The sequence below is a fragment of the Rathayibacter sp. VKM Ac-2762 genome (assembly GCF_009866585.1).
Lineage (GTDB): Bacteria > Actinomycetota > Actinomycetes > Actinomycetales > Microbacteriaceae > Rathayibacter.
In genome coordinates this window covers 1,383,561-1,405,875 of record NZ_CP047419.1, presented here as the reverse complement: position 1 = coordinate 1,405,875, position 22,315 = coordinate 1,383,561, and the positions used below count along the sequence as shown (strand labels likewise).

The following is a 22,315-nucleotide window of genomic DNA, read 5'->3' as shown; positions in this document are numbered from 1 at the left end:
GGGCACCGCGCAACGAGAGAGAGGGGATCCCATATATGGCACTCGAAGCAGATGTCAAGAAGGCGATCATCGAAGAGTACGCGACCCACCCCGGTGACACCGGGTCCCCCGAGGTGCAGGTGGCCGTCCTGACCAAGCGGATCAAGGACCTCACCGAGCACCTCAAGGAGCACAAGCACGACCACCACTCGCGTCGTGGTCTGCTGCTGCTCGTGGGTCAGCGTCGTCGACTCCTCGGCTACCTGTCGGATGTGGACATCAACCGCTACCGCTCGCTGATCGAGCGTCTCGGTCTGCGCCGCTAGCTCCTCCCGGAGCAGGGCGCGGTCTCGATGACACCGCGAACTTCTTGCCGAACGGGCCGTCCTCCTCGCGGAGGGCGGCCCGTTCCGCGTTCCCGGGCGGACGAGGCGCGCGGCGCCGGTCAGGGCAGGGGAGCGGGGCGGTCGACTCCGCCCCACGAGTAGCCGCTCGAGGCCGAGAACCAGTCGGCCGCGGCCCGCTGGAGCGCCGTGTCCTCCTCGGGGCGGCCGGGAGCCTCCACGGCGTCGACGAGCCCGGGCAGGGCGATCCGCCACGCCGCCGCGCTGCGCTGGGCGCGGGCCCAGTCGCGCGCGCACACCGGGTCCTCGGCCGCCGCAGCGAGAGCCCGCGGCGAGGTCACCCGCCAGCCGGTGTCCGACTCCGCGACCACGACCGCGCAGGTGAGCGCGGCGCCGCGGATGATGCTGTCGGGACCGGCGGAGGGGCCGATCGCCTGATCCTGAGCCGCGACCACCGCGGTGAGCGCGAGCTGCAGCCGGGTCGAGGGCTCGTCGGGCCGCGGTCTGATCCTCCCGTCGCCGGCCGAGACCGAGGCCGCCGATCCGGGTGCGAGGAGCAGCCCGGAGGAGGACTGCGACGCGTGCAGGCTCAGCAGCCCCGTCACTCCGTCTGTCCCGCTCGTCACGCCCCGCACCGAGGAGTCGCCGAGACTCCAGACGACGGGGGTGCGGTTGTGGATCGTGAGGCGCCGGTGGTCCTCGTCGAGGCAGGCCACGAGGTGGCCGGCCGGCACGCCCGCTCCGCCCTCGAAGGCGGACGAGGCGGCCAGCAGCTCCCGGGCGTCGTCGCACTGGGCGGGGGCGTCGGAGGCGGCGGCGGCCTGGTCGGCGACCGGCGCCCGGGGGGCGAGGGAGCCCTGCACGCCCGCGACCGCCGCCGTGGTGAGCGCCGCGGCGGCGAGGAGGAGGACCACGCCGCGCCTGCCCATCCTCCGCACCTCCTGGTCGGAGGCTAGCCCGGCGCGGGCGCTCGGGCCAGCGCTGCGAGGGGCCCTCGACGCGTCCGGTGGGAATTCTTTCGAGGAATCTCAGACCGGGTGCATCCGAGGAGGCGCCTCGGCAGGAAGTAGTGGTGAAGGCCCTTCTCGACCACCCCCCGACCCCACGCGGGTCCCATCGTGAAAGAGGAACACCGTGACCACCTCCCGCTTCTCCCGCAGCCTGCTCGCCGGTGCCTGCATCGGAACCCTGGCCGTCGTCGGCATCGCCGCCACGCCCGCCGCCGCCGCCGACGCCGACTCGGCCGACCTCTCGGTCCTGCACGCCGTCCCCGACACCCCGGTCGACGTCTACGTCGACGGCAAGCTGACGCTCGACGACTTCACCCCCGGCTCGCTCGCCGGCCCGCTCGACCTCCCCACCGGCACCTACAAGGTCGCCATCACGGCCTCCACCGCCGCGGACGCCAGCGCCCCCGTGATCGGCCCGATCGACATCAGCCTCGAGGCGGGGAAGAGCTACACCGTCGCGGCGCACCTCAAGCCGGACAACACCCCCACCGCGACCCTCTTCACCAACGACATCTCGAAGACCGCCGCGGGCGAGGGCCGGCTCACGGTCCGCCACATCGCCGCCGCTCCGGCCGTGGACATCCTCGCCGGAGGGTCGCCCGTCCTGACGAACGTGACGAACCCGAACGAGGGCGTGCTGAACCTCGCCCCGGCCACGATCTCGACCGTGGTCGCCGCGACCGGGACCACCGCGCCGGTCATCGGCCCGGCCGACGTGCAGGTCCAGGAGGGCGTGAACACGATCGTCTACGCCTGGGGCAGCCTGGAGAAGGGCAACCTCGCTCTCGCGACGCAGACCATCGACGGACTGCACTCCTCGCCGTCGGGCGTCCCCGCCGGTGAGGCCGGCCTCGCGGCGGACAACCGCCCCGACGCCGCCGCGGGCTGGTGGGGCGGAGCACTGCTCGCCGCCCTCGCCGCTGCCGGCGCTGTGCTGATCGGCCGCCGCACCGCCGCCTCGCGTCGCTGACCCGAGGATCCGACCGCCGGGTCGGCCGTGCTGGAGCGCGGCCGTCCCGGCAGCCCCGACCACGACCCAGGAGGACGCCATGAGCCGGAGCCCCTTCCCTCTGCGCGTCCTCGCCGTGGTCGGGCTGATCGTGGCCGGTGCCGGTCTCGCCGGATGCGCGGCGCAGGAGTCCCGGGTGGAGCCCGCTCCCGCCGCCGTCTCCTCGGCGCCCCAGCAGCCGGTGCCGGCCACGGTCCCCTCCTCGCCCGCGGCGGCCCTGCCGGAAGCGGTGCCGTCCGTCCCGGTGGCGGACGCCCGGCTCGGCGCGACCCCCGCCCCCACCGCGCTCGCTCCCGAGCGGCTCGTCGTCGACGGGCTCCCCGTCGACATGGCCGTCGAGCCGGTCGGAGTCGCGGACGACGGCACGATGGAGCTCGTGCCCGACACGCAGGTCGCCGGCTGGTACCGCTTCGGCGCCGGCCTCGACGAGCCGGAGGGCACGGTCGTGATCGCCGCGCACGTCGACTCCCTCGCCTACGGCCTCGGGCCGTTCGTCGAGCTGAAGAAGGCGGTCCCGGGCCAGACCGTGACCCTCACCGGCGCGGACGGCGCGGAGCGCGCGTACACCGTCTCGACGGTGGAGACCACGGAGAAGACCACGGTCGACCTCTCGGCCGTGTTCGCCGCCGACGGACCGCCGCGGCTGGTCCTGATCACCTGCGGCGGCGACTTCGACTACGACACCCGCCACTACCTCAGCAACGTGGTGGTCACGGCCGTCCCGGCCGGCTGATCCGCCCGCCCGAGCCTCAGCGACGTACGATGAGCCTCGCAGCGCCGCACGCCCCCGGGCGGCAGCGCTCCCCGCAGCCCTGGAGGGATCCCCTGATCGAGACCATCGAGCCCGCCGACGGCGCCGAGGCCGACAGCGCTCTCGTGGCCCGGCTCGGCCGCCGCTTCGCCGCAGGGGAGGAGGCGGCGCTCGCCGAGGCGTACTCGCGCTGGTCGCCGCTGGTCTTCACGCTGGCGCTGCGCTCGCTCGGCGACCGCGGCGACGCGGAGGACGTGGTGCAGCGCGTGTTCGTCTCGGCCTGGACCTCGCGCTCGGGCTTCGACCCCGGACGGGCGGCTCTCGGAGCCTGGCTGGTCGGGATCTCCCGGAGGAGGATCGCGGACGCGCACGAGGCGCGGGCGCGCGAGCGGAGGCTCACCGAGGCTCTCGTCGCCGTCACGCCGGTCGAGGAGGGGGAGTCCCCCGTCGACCTCGAGGCGCGGATCCTGATCGCCGACGAGCTGGCCCGCCTGGATCCCGTCCCCCGGCGGGTGATCGGCCTCGCCTTCTACGAGGACCTCACCCACACCGAGATCGCCGAGCGCACCGGCCTGCCGCTCGGTACCGTCAAGAGCCACATCCGCCGCAGCCTCGACCGGCTCCGCTCCCGCCTGGAGGTGAGCAGCACATGACCCACCTCGATCCCGACGAGCTCGCCCTGCTCGCCCTCGGCGAGCACTCGAGCGACGCCGAGCAGGCCCACCTGCGCGACTGCCCCGACTGCGCCCGGCAGCTGGTCGAGCTCGGCCACGCCGCGGGCCTGGGCCGTGCGAGCCGTGCTGTCGAGCTGGAGGCGCCGCCCGCGATCGTCTGGGACCGCATCCGCGAGGAGCTCGCCCTCGGCGACCTCGGGCCCGGCGCCCTTCCGTCGTCGGCGGCTGCCGTGCCGCCTCCGCTCGCACTTCCCCGGGGACGGCACCGTCCCGCGCGCCGCCGCCGGCCCCGCGCTCTGAGCGCCGTGCTGGCCGCTCTCGGCGCGCTCGTCATCGGGGTCGCGGGCGGAGCCTGGTGGCAGGCCTCGCGGAGCGACGACACCGCCGCCGTCGTGGCGCGCGCTGATCTCGCCGCTCTCCCCGACTGGCAGGGAGCGAGCGGAACCGCGGAGCTGGAGGACGCCGACGGCGCCCGCCGCCTGCACGTGCACCTCGATGCGCAGAGCGCGGACGACTCGTACCGGGAGGTCTGGCTCCTCGCCGCCGACGCCTCCGGGCTGGTAGGCCTCGGCGTGCTCGACGGGACCGACGGCGTCTTCGCCGTGCCCGATGACGTCGACCTCGCCGAGTACTCGCTCGTGGACGTCTCCCAGGAGCCGTTCGACGACGACCCGGAGCACTCCGGCGACTCGATCGTCCGCGGCCCCCTGCGCGAGGGCTGAGGCCTAGGCCGAGCGCTCCGCCAGCACGGCCGTGAGCGCCTGCACCGCGGCGGAGGGGCGCGGCGCCGTGCAGACCGAGAGCTCCCAGACCAGCCCCGGCCAGTCGAGCGCGAGGGCCGTGACGCCCTCCAGCGGCTCGACGCCCGCGCGCGGCACGATCGCCGGACCCAGCCCCGCCTGCACGAAGCGGGGGATCCCCGGCAGATCGGCGACCTCGGTGGCCACCCGGCGCGACGCCCCGGCCTCGCGGAAGGCGAGGTCGACGGCGACCCTGTTGCCGAAGCCGGCGGGCGTGTCCACGAAGGTGAGCCCGTCGAGGTCCTGCGGGGAGGGCGGTCCCGCCGCGGCGAGCGGATGCGCGCTCTCCACCAGCAGGACGTAGTCGCTGCGCACCAGCCGCGTCACCGCCAGGCCCCGCAGCTGCGTCGCCGGCAGTGCCAGCAGAGCGGCGTCGAGCAGGCCGCGGCGCAGGTCCTCGGCGAGACCGGTGGAGCCGGTGGTCGAGGTGCGCAGGAGCAGGTCCACCAGCGGGTGCCGAGTGCGGAAGACGCCGAGGGCGCCGGGCAGGTCGACGAGGTCGAGGGCGGAGAAGGTGCCCACCCGCACCCGCCCGCGGAGCCCCGCCGCGTCGTCGGCCGCGAACGAGCGCATCCGGTCGAGGCTGTCGATCGCCGATCGGGCCGAGGGCAGGAGCGCCTCGCCGACCGCGGTGAGCGCCACCCGCCGGGTCGAGCGGGCGAACAGCGGCGAGCCGAGCTCCTGCTCGAGCGAGCGGATGCTCGCCGAGAGGGTCGACTGCACGACGAACAGGCGCGCGGCCGCCCGGGTGAAGCTGAGCTCCTCGGCGACGGCGACGAAGGCGGCGAGCTGGCGGTCGTCCATGCGCCCATTATCCAGCAGAGACGATCAATCCATCCGAGATCCTCCGTTGGACAAGGATTATGGGGCGGAGCACTGTGGACACCGTGACCACCACCGAGCGCTCCCTCCCGTCCGTCCACCGCCGCGAGCTCCCGCACCGCCACGGCTTCTGGGTGATCGCCGTCGCCTTCCTCACGGTGATGGCGTTCTCGACCGTGCCGACACCGCTCTACGCGATCTACCAGCAGCGCGACGGGTTCCCGGCCTTCGTCGTCACCGTGGTCTTCGCCGCGTACGCGGTCGGAGTCGTGGCGAGCCTCTTCCTCGCCGGGCACGTCAGCGACTGGCTCGGCCGCCGCCGGATCCTGCTCGCGTCGATCCTCGTCGAGGTCCTGGCGGCCGCCGTGTTCCTGCTCTCGCCGGACGTGCCCGGGCTGATCCTCGCCCGCCTGCTGACCGGGCTCGGCGTCGGCGCGCTCACCGCGACGGCCACCGCCCATCTCTCGGAGCTGCGCGCCGTCGCCCGCCCGGAGGAGGGCCCCGGCACCTCCCGCGCCGTCTCCGCCCTCGTGAACATGGGCGGGCTGGCGCTCGGCCCGCTCGTCGGCGGGGTGTTCGCCGTGACGGTGCGCGAGCCCCTGGTCGTCCCGTACGCCGTGTTCCTCGTCCTCCTGGTCGTCCTCGGGATCGGCGTCGCGCTCGTCCCCGAGACGGTCGAGCGGCGCGAGGTCCTCCCGGCCTACCGTCCGCAGCGCCTGGCCGTGCCGGCCGCCTCCCGCGGCGTCTTCCTCTCGGCCGCGGTCGGCGCGTTCGCCGGGTTCGCCGTGTTCGGCCTCTTCACCTCGCTGGCGCCGACCTTCCTCGCCGGGCGCTTCGGCGAGACCTCCCACCTCGAGGCGGGCGCGGTCTCCTTCGGGGTCTTCGCCGCCGGAGCCGTCGCACAGCTGGTCTCGATCCGGCTGTCCTCGCGGACGGCGCTCCGCCTCGCGGCCGTGGCGCTGACGGCCGGGCTGCTGCTGGTCGCGACCGGCGCCGTGATCGTCTCGGTGTCCGCCTTCATCGTCGGCGGGGTGCTCGCGGGAGCGGGCGTGGGCCTGCTCTTCCGCCTGGCGCTCGGAGTCGCCGGCTCGCTCGCCACCGACGAGACCCGCGGCGAGGTGCTCGCGGCCGTGTTCCTCGCCGCCTACCTCGGCCTCGCGGTGCCGGTCCTGGCGATCGGTGCCGCGCTCGCGCTCCTGCCGGCCGTCCCGGTCCTGCTCGGCTTCGTCGCCGTCGTGCTCGTCCTGGTGCTCGCGGCGATCGCTCGAATGCGGCGCACCGCCTGACGCGAGCGGGGGAGGGGCCGCGCGCTGGACAATGGGGGCATGAAGCTCTTCCCGTTCGGACGCGGCGACGCGAACCCCCTCCCCTCCGACGACCGCGGCTCGGGCAAGCTCGACGACTACGACTACGAGCTGCGCCCGAAGTCGCGGCGCGGTGACACCCTCCTCCGCCTCGCCGACTCCCGGCCGCACCAGGACGAGATCGCGCGGGTGCTCGCCCTCGGCGAGGACGAGGTCACGGCCGTGATCCCGCGCCGCACCGCGGAGGAGGAGCGCGTGGACGCTCCGATGCCGGTCCGCCTGTTCGCGGCCCAGCGCCCCTCGGGGCTCGTCGGCCAGGTGCCGCGCGGTCTCGAGAACGTGGTCGAGGCCGCCCTCGCCCGGCTCTCGGAGGCGGGGAGGTCGCCCCGCGTGCCGGCCCGCATCGTGACGGTGAGGGGCGGGCTGCGCGTCGAGCTGCTGATGCACGAGACGCGGGGCTGACGGGCGGAGGGCCGGCCGGGTCGGCGCGGTCCATGGAGGAACCGCACCGCGGCTGATAGCATGAACCGGTTCCGAATCCGAAAGCGACCGCCGGTCGACCCAGGATTCGAGCCACGGAGCAGGCCGGCAGGAAGCTGGTCCTCGGTGGTGGAGTCCCGGACAGCGGCAGCGTGCGACAGAGCACGGGCCGCCGCGGCACTAATCGCAGGCGGCACGTCCCGCTCGCGGCACAGGTCGCGACAGCCCGGAGCTCTTCTACTGGTGGCCAGCACGAACGCCCTCCACACGACGGCACGGCGCGAAGCCCTGCCGTGGGATCGTCTCGATTCCTGACCGGACCGCTGCTCCGACGAACGCCGGCGCCCAGAAGGGGCGCCGCTGCAGACGTTAAGGAGACAGACCTCTTGGAAGGTCCTGAAATCACATTCGCCGAAGCCGTTCTCGACAACGGCTCGTACGGCACCCGCACCGTCCGCTTCGAGACCGGCCGCCTCGCGCAGCAGGCTCAGGGCGCCGTCGCCGCCTACCTCGACGAGGACACCATGCTCCTCTCGGCCACGTCGGCCTCGAAGAACCCGAAGGACAACTTCGACTTCTTCCCGCTGACCGTCGACGTCGAGGAGCGCTCCTACGCCGCCGGCAAGATCCCCGGCTCGTTCTTCCGCCGCGAGGGCCGCCCCTCCACCGAGGCGATCCTGGTCTGCCGTCTGATCGACCGGCCGCTGCGCCCCTCGTTCGTCGAGGGCCTGCGCAACGAGGTCCAGATCGTCATCACGGTCCTCAGCATCGCGCCGGACGAGTTCTACGACGCCCTCGCGATCAACGCCGCGAGCGCGTCCACGCAGATCTCCGGCCTGCCGTTCTCCGGCCCGGTCGCCGGCGTCCGCCTGGCGCTCATGTCCGACGGCTCCGGCAACGACCAGTGGGTCGCCTTCCCCAAGGCCTCCCAGCTGGAGAACGCCGTCTTCGACCTCACCGTCGCGGGCCGCGTCGTCACCAACGAGGACGGCTCCTCGGACGTCGCCATCATGATGGTCGAGGCCGAGGCCACGGAGTCCTCCTGGAACCTCATCAAGGCGGGTGCGACCAAGCCCAGCGAGGACGTCGTCGCCGAGGGCCTCGAGGCCGCCAAGCCCTTCCTCCGCGCACTCGTCGAGGCGCAGGCGAAGCTCGCCGCCGAGACCGCGAAGCCGGTCAAGGACTACCCGGTGTTCCTGCCCTACGCGCAGGAGACCTACGACAACGTCGCCGAGCTCAGCTACGACGAGCTCGTCCGCGTGTACCAGATCGCCGACAAGGTCGAGCGGCAGGACGCCGACGACGCCCTCAAGGCGCGCGTCAAGGAGCAGATCGCCGAGCGCATCGCCTCGGGCCAGCTCTCGGCCGAGGCCTACAACCAGGTCGGAGCGGCGTACAAGTCCGTCACGAAGGTGGTCGTCCGCGGCCGCATCCTCCGCGACGGCGTGCGCATCGACGGACGCGGCCTGGCCGACATCCGCCCGCTCGACGCCGAGGTGCAGGTCATCCCGCGCGTCCACGGCTCGGCCATCTTCCAGCGCGGCGAGACCCAGATCCTGGGCGTCACCACGCTGAACATGCTCAAGATGGAGCAGCAGATCGACTCGCTGTCGCCCGTCACCAAGAAGCGGTACCTGCACCACTACAACTTCCCGCCCTACTCGACCGGTGAGACCGGCCGCGTCGGATCGCCGAAGCGTCGCGAGATCGGGCACGGCTTCCTCGCCGAGCGCGCCCTCGTGCCGGTGCTGCCGAGCCGCGAGGAGTTCCCCTACGCGATCCGCCAGGTCTCCGAGGCGCTGAGCTCCAACGGCTCGACCTCGATGGGCTCGGTCTGCGCGTCGACCCTGTCGCTCCTCAACGCCGGAGTGCCGCTGCGCGCCCCGGTCGCGGGCATCGCGATGGGCCTCGTGTCCGACGTCGTCGACGGCCAGACCCGCTACGCGGCGCTGACGGACATCCTGGGCGCCGAGGACGCGCTCGGCGACATGGACTTCAAGGTCGCCGGAACCGCCGAGTTCGTCACGGCCATCCAGCTCGACACCAAGCTCGACGGCATCCCGTCGTCGGTGCTCGACGCCGCGCTCAAGCAGGCCAAGGACGCCCGCACCACGATCCTCGCGGTGCTCACGGCGGCCATCGACCAGCCCGACGAGATGGCCCCGACCGCGCCCCGCGTGATCTCGGTGCAGATCCCCGTCGACAAGATCGGCGAGCTGATCGGCCCCAAGGGCAAGACGATCAACGCGATCCAGGACGAGACCGGCGCCGACATCTCCATCGAGGAGGACGGCACCGTCTACATCGGAGCCGTCGACGGCCCGTCGGCCGAGGCCGCGCGTGCGCAGGTCAACGCCATCGCGAACCCGACCAACCCCGAGGTCGGCGAGCAGTTCCTCGGAACCGTCGTCAAGCTCGCGACGTTCGGCGCGTTCGTCTCGCTCCTCCCCGGCAAGGACGGACTGCTGCACATCAGCGAGGTCCGCAAGCTCGCCGGCGGCAAGCGCGTCGAGAACGTCGAGGACGTCCTCGGAGTCGGCCAGAAGCTGCTCGTCCAGATCACCAAGATCGACGACCGCGGCAAGCTGTCCCTCGCGCCCGTCGTGGCCGAGGAGGCCGAGGTCGAGGCTCCCGCCGAGAGCTGATCCCTCCTGCACGACCGTGACGCCCGTCCCACTCCGGTGGGGCGGGCGTCCGTCGTCGGCGGGGGCATGGGGTACGGTGGCGGGACCGCGCCGCACCGCCCCGACCGGAGGACTCCGTGACCGACCCGACGCCCCTGGCCACCGAGCCGGAGACGCCCCTCCTCTCACGCACCCTGGGTCGGACCGGCCTCCCCGTGCATCCGCTCGCCCTCGACGGCTCCGTCTTCGGCTGGGCCGCCGGGATCGACGACACCACCGAGGTGCTCGACGCGTTCGGCCGTCTCGGCGGCACCCTGATCTCGACCGCGGACCACTACGCGACCGGTCGGAGCGAGTACATGATCGGCCGCTGGCTCGAGCAGAGCGGGCTGCGCGAGCGGATGCTGGTCGCGACGAAGGTCGGCCGGCACCCGGACGCGCCGGGCCTCGCCCCGGAGGACGTCCGCATCGCGATCGAGGGGAGCCTCGAGCGGCTCGGCACCCGGATCGACCTGCTCTCGTTCGACAGCGAGGACCCCGGGATCCCCATCGCCGACAGCCTGGCGGCGGTCGCGCCGTTCCTGGCGGACGGCTCGGTCGGCGCCCTGGGCGCCGCGCACTTCAGCGGAGCCGCGATCACGGCGCTGCACGAGACGGCGACCGCGTTCGCGCTGCCGTCGCTCTCGGCCGTCGTGTCGGAGTACAGCCTGATGGAGCGCCGGACCTACGAGACCGACGTCGCCCCCGAGGTGGTGCGGCTCGAGCTCGGCACCCTCGCGCGGCTGCCCCTGGCGAGCGGCTACCTCACCGGCGCCCTGCGCAGCCGCACGGACGAGCCGGAGTCGGCCCTGTTCGAGGCGGGCCTGGACTACGTCGGCCGCCACGGCTCCCGCGTGCTCGCTGCCCTCGACGAGATCGCCGGGGCCCACGGCACGGAGCCCGGCGTGGTCGCGCTCGCCTGGGTGCTCTCGCACCAGGAGGTCTCGGCGGCGATCGTCCGGGCGCGGAACGCCGCGGAGCTCGAGTCGCTGTTCGCGGCGGCCGCGCTCCCGCTGACCCGGAGCGACATCGCTCAGCTGGACCGCGTCTCCGCCTGAGGCTCTCGCCCGCTGGTCCGCCGCCGTCGAGCGCCGCGCCCCGCGCCGGGCTCGGAGCGGGGCGCGGCGAGGTTCAGCGGCGCAGGATGCGCGCCTCCCACGGGCCGAGCGTCGACCCGGTCGCACCGGCGACGTTGCCGAGGACCGTCTCGGCAGCCGCCCACTCCTCGAGCAGCGGCACCTCGAGCGGCTCACCGGACACGTTCCCGACGACGAGCAGCTCGCCCGGTCCGGTGCGCGTGAAGGCGAAGAGCGCGGGGTGCTCGGGCTCCAGCAGCGCGAAGCGGCCCAGCTGCACCGTCTCGTCGGCGTGCCGCAGCGCGATCAGCGCCCGGTAGTACTCGAAGACCGACCGCTCGGCGGCCCGATCGGCGGCGACGTTCACCTCGGCGGCGTTGGGGTTGACCGCGATCCACGGCTCGCCGGTCGTGAAGCCGGCCTGGAGGCCGTCGTCCCACTGCACCGGCGTGCGGGCGTTGTCGCGGCTCTGCGCGCGCAGCCCGGCGAGCACGGTCGCCGGGTCCTCGCCGCGCTCGCCGACGGCCTCGGCCCAGTAGTTCAGGGACTCGACGTCGCGGAAGTCCTCGATGCCGGCGAACGGGACGTTCGTCATCCCGATCTCGTCGCCCTGGTAGATGTACGGCGTGCCGCGCTGGAGGTGGAGGAGCGTCGCCCAGAGGGTCGCGGACTCGTAGCGGTGCGCGCCGTCGTCCCCGAAGCGCGAGACGAGACGCGGCTGGTCGTGGTTGCCGAGGTACAGGCTGTTCCAGCCGCGCTCGGCCAGGCCGTCCTGCCAGCGCGCGAGGTTGGCCTTCAAGGCGACCAGGTCCAGCGGCACCGGGTGGAACTTGTCGACTCCGTGGTCGATGCCGACGTGCTCGAACTGGAAGACCATGTCGAGCTCACGCCGCTCGGGATCGGTCACGAGCACCGCCTCCTCGAGGGTGACCCCGGGCATCTCGCCGACGGTGAGGAAGGAGCCCTCGCGGTCCGCGAACACGGCCTCGTGCATCTCGCGGAGGTACTCGTGGAGCCGCGGACCCACCCCTCCGACGATGCCCGTGCCGCCCTGCTCGCCGTCGACGGCTCCGACGTCCTTCGAGACGAGGTTGATCACGTCCATCCGGAAGCCGTCCACTCCGCGGTCGAGCCAGCGGTTCATCATCGCGTGCACCGCGTGCCGCACCTCGGGGTTCTCCCAGTTGAGGTCCGGCTGCTGCACCGCGAAGAGGTGGAGGAAGTACTCGTCCGTCGCCGGGTCGAGCGTCCAGGCCGGGCCGGAGAAGTAGGAGCGCCAGCCGTTCGGCTCGGCGACGTCGAGGCCGGCGCCGGCGGCCGCCTCGAGCTCGCGGCCGGGCTCGGCCGAGCGGCGCCCGCGGCGCCACCAGTACCAGTCGCGCTTCGGGTCCTCCTGCGAGGAGCGGGACTCGACGAACCAGGCGTGCTCGTCGCTCGTGTGGTTGACCACGAGGTCCATCACGATGCGGATGCCGCGCTCGTGGGCCTCCGCGAGGAGCAGGTCGAACTCCTCCAGCGTCCCGAACCGCGGGTCGATGTCCTCGTAGTCCGAGATGTCGTAGCCGTTGTCGTGCTGCGGCGACGGGTAGACCGGCGAGAGCCAGATCACGTCGACCCCCAGGTCGGCGAGGTGGTCGAGCTTCGAGCGGATGCCGCCCAGGTCGCCGATGCCGTCGCCGTTCGAGTCCGCGAACGAGCGCGGGTAGATCTGGTAGACGACGGCGCTCGTCCACCAGGGCGCGGACGTCTCCGGCTCGGTGGAGCGGGAGGTCGGGGCGGCGGTCTCGGAGGGGGTCGGGGCGGCGGAGTCCATGGTCGCGAATCTAGCCCGGACGGCCGACACGGAGGGGTCCGCCGCACCGCTCGCCGGCGCGAGTCGACCCTGCCGGCGGCGCCCGTGTAACGATCTGGTGAACCGTGCGCGACCCGGCGGAGTGGCGGCTCCGGCGCTCGGATACTCTCTCCCCTGGCGGGACCCGAGCCGCCGCAGGGAGAGTGGTGGCGTGCCCAGGGACAGGACCGGCGCCGTCGTGCGGGCTCCCCGTCACAGTGCCGTCCCGCTCCCGCCCGTGGCGTCCCGCGCAGCCTCCTCGAGCGGCGTCCTCGCCGAGACCGGCCCCGTCGAGCCGACCGCCGTCGCACCCTCGCACCGCCGGCCGATGGGCGACTCCGGCCACGACCTCTTCCCCTTCGTGCTCGACGCGGCGGCCCTCGGCCGCGACGACGGTGCCGCGCTGCTCGAGCGCTACGCGGCGTGGGGCGGCAACGGCGTCGTCGTCACCGACTCGAGCGTCGCGGAGGGCGTCGGCGGCTGGCCCGCCGGACACCGCGACCGGGACCGCTTCCTCCTGATCGGCCGCTTCGCCGCTCCGGTCGGCGCCCCCGCGACGCCACGTGCGCTGGTGGACCGTGTCGAGGGGGCGCTGCGCCGCCTCCGCACCGATCGCCTCGATGTGCTGGCGGTCCGCCCCGACGGGGCCGGACGCCTCGACGAGCTCCTCAGCGCTGTCGACGTGCTGCTGGCGCGCGGGCTGGTGCGGTCGGTGGTCGCCTCCGGATTCTCCCCGGAGGAGCTGTTCGAGGCGCGCGTCCTGGCCGCCCACGGGCTGCCCCGCCTCGCCGGCGCGGAGGTCCGCTGGAACCTGCTCGAGCGGCCCGGCTCGGAGGGCGATCTCGGCCTCGTCGCCGCCGGCCAGGGACTCGCCCTGCTCGCGACCGTCCCCCTCGCCCACGGGTTCCTCCGCGGCGCCGAGCGCACCCGCCGCGAGCTCGGCCGCCTGCCCGACGGGGCACTCGCCGCCGCCCACCTCGGGCGCCGCGGACGCCGGGTCCTCGCCGTCCTCGACGCGATCGGTGCCGAGCTCTCGGCCGCTCCCGCCGCCGTCGCCCTGGCCTGGCTGCTCGGCCGGCCGCGGCTGACCGCCGCGACGGTCGCCCCGCGCTCACCCGCCGACGTGGACGCGCTGGTGCGCGCGGTCTCGCTCGAGCTCGACCCCGGACACCTGGCCGCGCTGGAGCGCGCGCGCCGCTGACCGCGCCCGTCCGCGACGCCCCCTGCACCTCTCCCGCCACGGCGCGACAGCCCGGCTCGGGCCGCCGTCGCGGTGGCCTAGGGTGGGCACGATGAATCACGGAGTCGCACTGCCCCTCGACCAGCCGGAGACGTCAGTCCGGGCCGCAGGCGGATCCACGGTCCGCCGCTCCGTCCTCCCGAGCGGTGTCCGCATCCTCAGCGAATCGGTGCCCGGCGCCCGCAGCGCCACGATCGGCTTCTGGGTCGCCGCGGGTTCTCGCGACGAGCGGCCCGGCCGCCCCGCGACCGCGGGCGAGCCCGCCGTGCCCTCCAACGTCGGCTCGACGCACTTCCTCGAGCACCTGCTGTTCAAGGGCACGCAGAAGCGGTCCGCCCTCGACATCGCCGTGTCCTTCGACTCCGTGGGCGGGGAGCACAACGCTCTCACCGCCAAGGAGTACACCTGCTACTACGCCAAGATCCAGGACCGCGACCTCCCGATGGCGGTCGAGGTGATCGCCGACATGGTGACCTCGAGCCTGATCGATCCGGACGAGTTCGAGACCGAGCGCGGGGTCATCCTCGAGGAGCTGGCGATGGCGGACGACGATCCGGCCGACGTGGCGGGCGAGAAGCTGTTCGAGGCCGTGTTCGGCGACCACCCGCTGGGCCGCCCGATCGGGGGCACCGCCGCGACCATCGGCGAGGCCACCCGGGACGCGGTCTGGGCGCACTACCGCGCCGCCTACCGCCCGCGAGACGTGGTGATCACCGTCGCCGGCGCCGTCGACCACGAGGCGCTCGTCGCGCTGCTCCAGCGGGTCCTCGTCGCCGACGGCTGGGACCTCGGCACGGCGGCCCCGCCCGTCGAGCGGCGCGTCGGCGGCCGTGCGTCCTACACCCGTGGCAGCGCCCTGTCGGTGGTGCACCGCCCCACCGAGCAGGCGAACCTGCTGGTCGGCTTCCCCGGTCTCGCCGCGGGCGACGAGCGGCGGATGACGATGGGCGTCCTCAACTCGATCCTCGGCGGCGGCATGTCCTCGCGGCTGTTCCAGGAGGTGCGCGAGAAGCGCGGCCTGGCCTACTCCGTCTACTCCTTCGCCCCGTCCTACTCGGACGCGGGCCTCTTCGGGCTCTACGCCGCGTGCACCCCGGCGAAGGCGGGGACGGTCGCCGAGCTCCTGCTCACCGAGTTCCACCGCCTCGCCGAGGACGGCGTCACCGACGACGAGCTCGCCCGCGCCCGCGGCCAGCTCTCGGGAGCGGCGGCGCTCGCGCTGGAGGACTCCGACACCCGGATGTCGCGCCTCGGACGCGCCGAGCTGACCTTCGGCGAGTTCGTCGACCTCGACGAGAGCCTGCGCCGACTCGCCCTCGTCGGCGCGGAGGACGTCCAGGCACTCGCGGCAGACTTGGCCCGGGGGCCGTCGTCGATCTCGGCCGTCGGCGCGGTCGACGAGTCGGCCTTCGCCGGGATCGCCGGGATCGAGAGCGCCTCCGCGATCTGATCCGATCGTCGAACGCCCGCTGACCGCGCACCGCCGCGCCGCACCAGGGAGGACCCCGTGTCCCACTACATCTACCTCGTCCGCCACGGCGAGCAGCAGGACGCCGAGCACGGCATGCCGGACGGCCCGCTCTCGGCCCGTGGTGAGCGCCAGGCGAGGCTCATCGCCGAGCGGCTCGGCGGAGTCCCCTTCACCGGAGCGTGGCACTCGCCGCTGCGCCGGGCCGAGGAGACGGCCGCGCGCTTCCAGACGCTTCTGCCGAGCCTGCCGCTCCAGCCGTCCTCGCTGCTGTTCGACTGCATCCCCTCGGGGCCGACCCCGGACATGCCCAAGGGGTTCGAGCCCTTCTTCGGCAGCGTCACCGCGGCCGAGATCGAGGCGGGGCACGCGCAGATGCAGGACGCGGTGGCCGAGTTCCTGGCGCCGTCGCGCGAGGACCGCCACGACCTCCTCATCACCCACAACTTCGTGATCGGCTGGTTCGTCCGCCACGTGTTCGACGCTCCCGACTGGCGGTGGCTGGGCCTCAACCAGGCCAACTGCGGGCTGACGATCATCCGCGTCCGCTCCCGCAAGCCGCCGGTGCTCGTCGTGCACAACGACCTCTCGCACCTGCCCGTGGAGCTGCGCACCGGCCTGCCCGAGGCCCAGCCGTACTGAGCCGCGGGCTACGCTGAGTCGGTGACTACCTCCGTCGCCGTGGTCGGCGCGTCCGGCCGACTCGGCTCGTTCACCTGCTCGCTCATCGAGGCGTCGAGCGAGTTCTCGCTCGTCGCGCGGCTCGGCTCGCGGAGCGATCCCGCCGAGATGCTCGCGGCCGACGTCGTCGTCGACATGACCGTGCCGGCCGTCAGCCAGCAGATCGTCGACTTCGCCGTGGCCAACGGGAGGAAGGTGCTCGTCGGCACCTCCGGCTGGACCGGCGACCGGATCGCGGCCCTCCGGCGCAGCGTCGCCGAGCAGCCGGAGGCCGGCGTCGTGATCATCCCCAACTTCTCGCTGGGCTCGGTGCTCGCGACCGCGCTGGCCACCGTGGCCGCGCGCTTCTTCGACGCCGCCGAGATCGTCGAGACCCACGGCGCCCGCAAGGTCGACTCGCCCTCCGGGACCGCGGTCCGCACGGCCGAGCTGCTGCTGCGCGCCCGGGCCGAGCTCGGTCCGGTGCAGGCTCCGCACACCGACCAGCGGGCCCGCGGCCAGCAGGTCGCGAGCGTCCCGGTCCACAGCCTCCGCCTGCCCGGAGTGGAGGCGCGCCAGGAGGTCGTCTTCGGCGGCACCGGCGAGACGGTCACCATCAGGCACGACACCACCTCGCAGGCCTCCTACGAGCAGGGCGTCCTGCGCGCTCTCGACGCGGTCCGGACGACCACGGGCGTGGTGGTGGGCCTCGACGCGCTGATCGACCTGCGCGCCGCCTTCGACGCCGCGCCTCTCGCCGAGCGGCCGGTCGACGAGCAGCCCGTCATCGACCGGGCTCCGTCCGGCCAGGCCGCCGCAGCGACGAGCACCCCGTGAGGACCCGCGTCGGTGTCGTCCTGATGGCGGTCCTGCTCGCCCTCTACCTGTTCGTCTGCCTGCAGTACTCCGTCGTCGCCTTCGCCGCGGCGACGGTGCCCGGCATCGTGATGGGCGTCGGCCTGCTGATCCTCGGCGCCGTCGGCGTCTGGGGGCTCGTGCGCGAGCTGCTGTTCGGGCTCCGCGCCGAGAAGCTGGCCCGTCGGCTGGAGGGCGAGAACGCGCTGCCGCAGGAGGTCCTCGACTCGCGGGCCAGCGGGCGTCCGCTCCGGGAGGAGGCGGACGCGCTGTTCCCGCAGTACGCGGAGGAGGTCGACGCGCAGCCCGGGAGCTGGCGTGCCTGGTACCGCCTCGGCCTCGCCTACGACGCCAGTGGCGACCGCAAGCGCGCCCGAGGCGCCATCCGCCGGGCCATCGCGCTGGAGCACGAGGCTCCGGCCTGACCGCTCGGCCGCGACCCGAGCGCGGCTCTCCGGCGAGGACCGCTCAGGCGGCCCGGATCACGCGAGCACCCACTCCAGCGCCTCGCCGACCGTGCGGTGGCGGAACTCGAAGCCGTCGTCGAGCAGCCGCTGGGGGACCAGGCGCTGGCTCGAGAGCAGGAGCTCGTGCCCGGCGTCGCGCAGCGCGAGCTCGATGATCTTCTCGGGGACGGCCAGCTTGAACGGGCGGTGCAGCTGCTCGGCGAGGGTGCGCATCACGTCGTTCGCGGTCGCCGGCACCGGTCCGGCGAGGTTCACCGGGCCCGAGAGCGAGGACGTGAGCAGGTGACGGATCGCCGCGGCCTCGTCGTAGAGGCTGATCCAGGGCCAGGCCTGGTTGCCGCTGCCGAGGGGCCCGCTGAGGCCGAGCTTCGTCAGGGGCAGGAGCGGCTTGAGCGCGCCGCCGTCGCCGAGGACCAGCCCGGTGCGAGCGGTGACCACCCGCGTGGCCTCGGGCGCGAGGTGGGCGGCCTTCTCCCAGCGGTCGACGACGTCGGCGAGGAACCCGTCGCCGCGCGAGGACTGCTCGGTGAGCTCCTCGCCCGGGCGGTCTCCGTAGTAGCCGACCGCGGAGGCGTTGATCAGCGTCGTCGGCGGGGTCGAGGACATCCGCATCGCGTCGGTGAGGGTCTGCGTGGACTGGATCCGCGAGTCGAGGATCTCCCGCTTGTAGGACGCGGTCCACGGCAGGCGGCTGATCGAGGCGCCGGAGAGGTTGATCACGGCGTCGACGCGGTCGAGCACGCTGAAGTCGAGCATGTGCGAGGTGGGCGCCCAGTGGAACTCGTCCGGGCTCGACGGCGCGTGGCGCACCAGGCGCAGGATCTCGTGCCCCTCGGCGCGCAGCTGGCGGGTCAGCTCGGAGCCGATCATCCCGCTGGCGCCCGAGATCAGGACGCGGAGCCGGGGAGCGGACGCGTCCGGCCGGGCCGAGGGCAGCTCGGACGGCGTCGACACGTGCTCGCCCGGCGTGCGCGCGGCGCGCCGCGGCGAGCCGGAGTCCGTGGTCCCGTCGTGGTCGGAGTGCCGTGCGGATGAGTCGCTCATGGTGCCTCCCGGAGCCGGTCGCGGGCCGCCCGCGAAGCGGACCCAGCCTAGAGCCTCACGCCCGGGAGCCGGCCGAGCGCGTCGCGGGAGCAGCGCTCGGCCGGAGGAGGCGGGAACCGGGGGAGAGGCTGCCGAGAGGAAGAGGGGACGAGGCCGGTGGTCTAGGCTTCGATGCCGTGACCGAGCAGACGAGCCCACGCCCCGAGCCGACGAGCAGCGGATCCGACGAGAACGCGCCCGTCTTCCGCAGCGATGTCGTCGTCGAGCTGGTCCGCGCGAGCGCCCACGACTCCGACGTGCTGTTCGCGGCCCGCGTCTCGACCCAGGGCGAGAAGACGCTCGCCGAGGCGCTCGACGGCGAGGAGTCCGACGCCGAGCTGCAGCGCAAGCGCGACCGCGGCCTGATCAACTACCTCATGCGCGACCGCCACGGCTCGCCGTTCGAGCACAACTCGATGACCTTCTACGTGCAGGCGCCGATCTTCGTCTTCCGCGAGTTCATGCGGCACCGCATCGCCTCCTACAACGAGGAGTCGGGCCGCTACCGCGAGCTCCGTCCGGTCTTCTACGTGCCCGGCCCCCGCCGCAATCTCGTGCAGGTCGGCAAGCCCGGCGCCTACTCCTTCGAGCCGGGCACCCCCGAGCAGGCCGAGCTCGTCGCCGAGGAGACGCGCCGCGTCAGCACGCAGGCCTACGAGTCGTACCAGCGGATGCTCGGCGAGGGCGTCGCCCGCGAGGTCGCCCGGATCGTCCTCCCGCTGAACATCTACTCGTCGATGTACGTCACGCTCAACGCCCGCTCGCTGATGAACTTCCTCTCCCTGCGCACCAAGCGCGAGGACTCGACGTTCCCCTCCTTCCCGCAGCGCGAGATCGAGATGGCGGCCGAGCAGATGGAGACGCACTTCCAGGAGCTGATGCCCCTCACGGCCGCCGCCTTCACAGCGAACGGCCGCGTCGCTCCGTAGCCCGCCGCCCGGCGAGGACGAGCGGGCCGTCCCGCCCGATCCGCCTGCTGCCGTCCGCGCGGGCGGCTCCGGGAACCTCCTTCCGGCGGCGCGGCGGCGACCCGCTACCCTGGCAGCGTGTCAACTCCGGAGAATCCCTTCGGCCAGGTCCTGGTCGCCCTGGTCACCCCGTTCACCGCCGACGGCGAGGTCGACTGGCCCGGTGTCGAGAAGCACATCGACGACTGCATCGCAGCGGGCGCGGACGGCATCGTGGTCACCGGGACCACGGGCGAGACCAGCACCCTGACCGACCCGGAGAAGATCCGCCTCGTCGAGGTCGGCCGCTCGGTCGCCGGGGGCCGCGCGAAGATCATCACGGGAGGCGGCTCGAACGAGACCGCCCACGCCATGCAGCTCGCCCGTCAGAGCGAGAAGGCCGGCGCCGACGGCAACATGATCGTCACCCCGTACTACAACAAGCCCACGCAGGCGGGCGTGCTCACCCACTTCCGGATGATCGCCGACGCGACGGACCTGCCGGTCATCCTCTACGACATCCCCGGCCGCACCGGCGTGCCGATCCGCTACGAGACGATCCTGCGGGCGGCCAAGCACCCGAACATCCTGGCCGTGAAGGACGCGAAGGGCGATCTCTCCGAGGTCAGCCGCGTGCTCAACCAGACCGACCTGATGTACTTCTGCGGCGACGACGCGAACGTGCTCCCCGAGCTCGCCATCGGCGCCACGGGGCTCATCGGCGTCACCGCGAACATCGCCGCCGCGCCGTACCGCACGATCGTCGACGCCGTGAACGCGGGCGACCTCCACGCGGCCACCCGCGCGCACCAGCAGCTCGAGCCGCTCGTGCGCGCCGTGATGACGCACGTCCCCGGGACCGTCGCCGCGAAGTACATCCTGCACGGCCTCGGCCGCATCTCCTCGCCGCGCGTGCGGCTGCCCCTGGTCGGCCCGGAGGAGTCGGAGGCGGCGCTCATCGAGGACGAGCTCGGCCTGGTCCGCGACATCCCGGGCGTCGACTTCCGCAACTTCCGGCCCGACCGCAACGCCGCGGCCGGCGGCGCCCTCCCGAAGGTCGCCGGCACCACCCGCTGAGCCCGAGCGGCACGTCCCGAGAAAGCACCGCTGGAGAAGGAGGGCGCATGCCCGGTCCCGTGATCATCCCCGCCCCGCTCGCTCCGGGAACGCTCCGGATCATCCCCCTCGGCGGCCTCGGCGAGATCGGCCGCAACATGACCGTCTTCGAGATCGACGGCAGGCTCCTGGTCGTCGACTGCGGCGTGCTCTTCCCGGAGGAGGACCAGCCGGGCGTCGACCTGATCCTCCCGGACTTCACGCCCATCCGGGACCGGCTCGACGACATCGTCGGAGTCGTCCTCACCCACGGCCACGAGGACCACATCGGCGCCGTCCCCTACCTGCTCCGGCTGAAGCGCGACATCCCGCTGATCGGCTCCACCCTCACGCTCGCCCTCGTCGAGGCGAAGCTCAAGGAGCACCGGATCACGCCGTACACGCTCACGGTGAAGGAGGGCGACGTCGAGAACCTCGGGCCCTTCGAGCTCGAGTTCGTCGCCGTGAACCACTCGATCCCGGACGCGCTGGCCGTGTCGATCGTCACCGACGCGGGCTCGGTGCTGCACACCGGCGACTTCAAGATGGACCAGCTGCCGCTCGACGGCCGGATCACCGACCTGCGCGCCTTCGCCCGCCTCGGCGAGGAGGGAGTCGACCTGTTCATGGTCGACTCCACCAACGCCGACGTCCCCGGCTTCACGCCGAGCGAGCGCGACATCGGCCCGGTCATCGAGAGCGTCATGGCCAGGGCGACCCGCCGTGTCATCGTCGCGAGCTTCTCCAGCCACGTGCACCGGGTGCAGCAGGTGCTCGACGCGGCCCACGCCACGGGCCGCCGCGTGGCGCTGCTCGGCCGCTCCATGGTCCGCAACATGCGCATCGCCGCGGATCTCGGCTACCTGCACGTCCCTCCGGGAGTCCTGGTCGACATGAAGAAGTCGGGCGACGTCCCCGAGGACAGGATCGTCTACATGTCCACCGGGTCGCAGGGCGAGCCGATGGCCGTCCTCAGCCGGATGGCCAACCTCGATCACCAGATCGAGCCGGGGGAGGGCGACACGGTGATCCTCGCCTCCAGCCTCATCCCCGGCAACGAGAACGCGGTGTACCGGGTCATCAACGGGCTCACCCGGCTCGGAGCGACCGTCGTGCACAAGGGCAACGCGAAGGTGCACGTGTCCGGGCACGCCGCGGCCGGCGAGCTCCTCTACTGCTACAACATCCTCAAGCCGCTGAACGTGATGCCGGTGCACGGCGAGTACCGGCACCTGGTCGCGAACGCGCAGCTCGCGCGCGAGACCGGGATCGCGGAGGAGAACACGATCATCGCCGAGGACGGCACCGTGATCGACCTGCTCGACGGCAGGGCGACCGTCGTCGGACGGCTCGACCTGGGGTTCGTCTACGTCGACGGATCGTCGGTGGGCGAGATCACCGACGCCGACCTCAAGGACCGGCGGATCCTCGGCGAGGAGGGCTTCATCTCGATCATCGTGGTGGTGGAGGCGGGCACGGGGCGGATCGTCGTCGGCCCCGAGATCCACGCGAAGGGCTTCGCGGAGGACGACAGCGTCTTCGACGAGGTCAAGCCGCGGATCGCGGCCGCGCTCGAGGAGGCGGTGCGGAACGGGGCGAGCGATCAGCACGCGCTGTCGCAGGCCGTCCGTCGCGTCGTCGGCCGCTGGGTCAACACCTCCTACCGCCGCCGGCCCATGATCGTGCCGCTCGTCATCGAGGCCTGAGCCTCCCGGCCGGCGGCCGATCGGCGCCGGCCGTCGCGGCGCGGGTCACCG

The 22,315-nt window shown here is 73.3% G+C and carries 21 protein-coding genes; 17 read left to right on the top strand and 4 right to left on the bottom strand.

What is annotated here, in order from left to right; translation table 11 throughout:
• Nucleotides 1–35 precede the first annotated feature (35 nt).
• Nucleotides 36–305, top strand: a complete 270-nt coding sequence (gene rpsO / locus GTU71_RS06650; protein WP_068252328.1) for a 30S ribosomal protein S15 — start codon at nt 36–38, stop codon at nt 303–305.
• 119 nt (nt 306–424) lie between these two features.
• Here the strand turns inward: rpsO and GTU71_RS06645 are convergent, their stop codons facing one another.
• Nucleotides 425–1,252: a hypothetical protein gene (locus tag GTU71_RS06645; protein ID WP_104283796.1), complete on the bottom strand. Its 828-nt coding sequence runs from the start codon at nt 1,250–1,252 to the stop codon at nt 425–427.
• 205 nt (nt 1,253–1,457) lie between these two features.
• Between GTU71_RS06645 and GTU71_RS06640 the strand changes: the two genes are divergently transcribed.
• The 4 genes from GTU71_RS06640 to GTU71_RS06625 all read left to right on the top strand — a co-directional run bounded on the left by GTU71_RS06640 (nt 1,458) and on the right by GTU71_RS06625 (nt 4,489).
• Complete coding sequence (locus GTU71_RS06640; protein ID WP_104224813.1) at nt 1,458–2,303, top strand: DUF4397 domain-containing protein; 846 nt, start codon at nt 1,458–1,460, stop codon at nt 2,301–2,303.
• Nucleotides 2,304–2,382: 79 nt separating this feature from the next.
• Entirely contained in the window at nt 2,383–3,075 is a 693-nt protein-coding gene (locus tag GTU71_RS06635; RefSeq protein WP_104262705.1) for a class F sortase, read from the top strand.
• Between the two features lie 29 nt (nt 3,076–3,104).
• Nucleotides 3,105–3,746, top strand: coding sequence for a sigma-70 family RNA polymerase sigma factor (locus GTU71_RS06630; protein ID WP_104267078.1), 642 nt, complete (start codon nt 3,105–3,107; stop codon nt 3,744–3,746).
• The gene (locus GTU71_RS06625) at nt 3,743–4,489 is read left to right on the top strand and encodes an anti-sigma factor (protein WP_159939520.1); all 747 of its coding nucleotides are present in this window, start codon (nt 3,743–3,745) and stop codon (nt 4,487–4,489) included. The genes GTU71_RS06630 and GTU71_RS06625 overlap by 4 nt, the downstream gene beginning before the upstream one ends.
• A gap of 3 nt (nt 4,490–4,492) precedes the next feature.
• On the opposite strand, the gene GTU71_RS06620 is transcribed toward GTU71_RS06625, so the two are convergent.
• Nucleotides 4,493–5,371, bottom strand: coding sequence for a LysR family transcriptional regulator (locus GTU71_RS06620; RefSeq protein ID WP_104224809.1), 879 nt, complete (start codon nt 5,369–5,371; stop codon nt 4,493–4,495).
• Between the two features lie 83 nt (nt 5,372–5,454).
• Here GTU71_RS06620 and GTU71_RS06615 point away from each other — a divergent pair, with 83 nt between their 5' ends.
• The 4 genes from GTU71_RS06615 (at nt 5,455) to GTU71_RS06600 (ending at nt 10,894) form a co-directional block, all read left to right on the top strand.
• Nucleotides 5,455–6,675: an MFS transporter gene (locus tag GTU71_RS06615; RefSeq protein ID WP_244230650.1), complete on the top strand. Its 1,221-nt coding sequence runs from the start codon at nt 5,455–5,457 to the stop codon at nt 6,673–6,675.
• Nucleotides 6,676–6,714: 39 nt separating this feature from the next.
• The gene (locus tag GTU71_RS06610; RefSeq protein WP_104226292.1) at nt 6,715–7,155 is read left to right on the top strand and encodes a hypothetical protein; all 441 of its coding nucleotides are present in this window, start codon (nt 6,715–6,717) and stop codon (nt 7,153–7,155) included.
• A gap of 404 nt (nt 7,156–7,559) precedes the next feature.
• Nucleotides 7,560–9,818, top strand: a complete 2,259-nt coding sequence (locus GTU71_RS06605; protein WP_104224806.1) for a polyribonucleotide nucleotidyltransferase — start codon at nt 7,560–7,562, stop codon at nt 9,816–9,818.
• Between the two features lie 116 nt (nt 9,819–9,934).
• Nucleotides 9,935–10,894, top strand: coding sequence for an aldo/keto reductase (locus tag GTU71_RS06600; protein WP_104233259.1), 960 nt, complete (start codon nt 9,935–9,937; stop codon nt 10,892–10,894).
• 73 nt (nt 10,895–10,967) lie between these two features.
• On the opposite strand, the gene GTU71_RS06595 is transcribed toward GTU71_RS06600, so the two are convergent.
• Entirely contained in the window at nt 10,968–12,725 is a 1,758-nt protein-coding gene (locus tag GTU71_RS06595; RefSeq protein WP_159939518.1) for an alpha-glucosidase, read from the bottom strand.
• A 190-nt stretch (nt 12,726–12,915) separates the two neighbouring features.
• On the opposite strand from GTU71_RS06595, the gene GTU71_RS06590 reads away from it, so the two are divergent.
• The 5 genes from GTU71_RS06590 (at nt 12,916) to GTU71_RS06570 (ending at nt 17,391) form a co-directional block, all read left to right on the top strand.
• On the top strand, nt 12,916–13,944 hold the full coding sequence (locus GTU71_RS06590; RefSeq protein ID WP_159939517.1) for an aldo/keto reductase: 1,029 nt from the start codon (nt 12,916–12,918) through the stop codon (nt 13,942–13,944).
• 91 nt (nt 13,945–14,035) lie between these two features.
• Entirely contained in the window at nt 14,036–15,433 is a 1,398-nt protein-coding gene (locus tag GTU71_RS06585; RefSeq protein ID WP_104224504.1) for a pitrilysin family protein, read from the top strand.
• 57 nt (nt 15,434–15,490) lie between these two features.
• Nucleotides 15,491–16,093 (top strand): histidine phosphatase family protein, encoded by a 603-nt coding sequence (locus GTU71_RS06580; RefSeq protein ID WP_159939516.1) that lies wholly within the window; start codon nt 15,491–15,493, stop codon nt 16,091–16,093.
• Nucleotides 16,094–16,114: 21 nt separating this feature from the next.
• Nucleotides 16,115–16,948 (top strand): 4-hydroxy-tetrahydrodipicolinate reductase, encoded by an 834-nt coding sequence (gene dapB, locus GTU71_RS06575; protein ID WP_104233262.1) that lies wholly within the window; start codon nt 16,115–16,117, stop codon nt 16,946–16,948.
• Nucleotides 16,945–17,391 carry a tetratricopeptide repeat protein gene (locus tag GTU71_RS06570; RefSeq protein WP_104233263.1) on the top strand — a complete coding sequence of 149 codons (447 nt, stop codon included), beginning with the start codon at nt 16,945–16,947 and terminating at the stop codon, nt 17,389–17,391. The genes dapB and GTU71_RS06570 overlap by 4 nt, the downstream gene beginning before the upstream one ends.
• Nucleotides 17,392–17,448: 57 nt before the next feature.
• Here GTU71_RS06570 and GTU71_RS06565 read toward each other — a convergent pair whose 3' ends face one another.
• The gene (locus tag GTU71_RS06565) at nt 17,449–18,477 is read right to left on the bottom strand and encodes a TIGR01777 family oxidoreductase (RefSeq protein WP_159939515.1); all 1,029 of its coding nucleotides are present in this window, start codon (nt 18,475–18,477) and stop codon (nt 17,449–17,451) included.
• Nucleotides 18,478–18,743: 266 nt separating this feature from the next.
• Here GTU71_RS06565 and thyX point away from each other — a divergent pair, with 266 nt between their 5' ends.
• From thyX to GTU71_RS06550, 3 genes are all read left to right on the top strand, one after another.
• Nucleotides 18,744–19,445 carry an FAD-dependent thymidylate synthase gene (thyX, locus tag GTU71_RS06560; protein ID WP_244230677.1) on the top strand — a complete coding sequence of 234 codons (702 nt, stop codon included), beginning with the start codon at nt 18,744–18,746 and terminating at the stop codon, nt 19,443–19,445.
• A gap of 117 nt (nt 19,446–19,562) precedes the next feature.
• Nucleotides 19,563–20,540, top strand: a complete 978-nt coding sequence (gene dapA, locus GTU71_RS06555; protein ID WP_104224469.1) for a 4-hydroxy-tetrahydrodipicolinate synthase — start codon at nt 19,563–19,565, stop codon at nt 20,538–20,540.
• A gap of 47 nt (nt 20,541–20,587) precedes the next feature.
• Entirely contained in the window at nt 20,588–22,264 is a 1,677-nt protein-coding gene (locus GTU71_RS06550; RefSeq protein WP_104224470.1) for a ribonuclease J, read from the top strand.
• Nucleotides 22,265–22,315 lie beyond the last annotated feature (51 nt).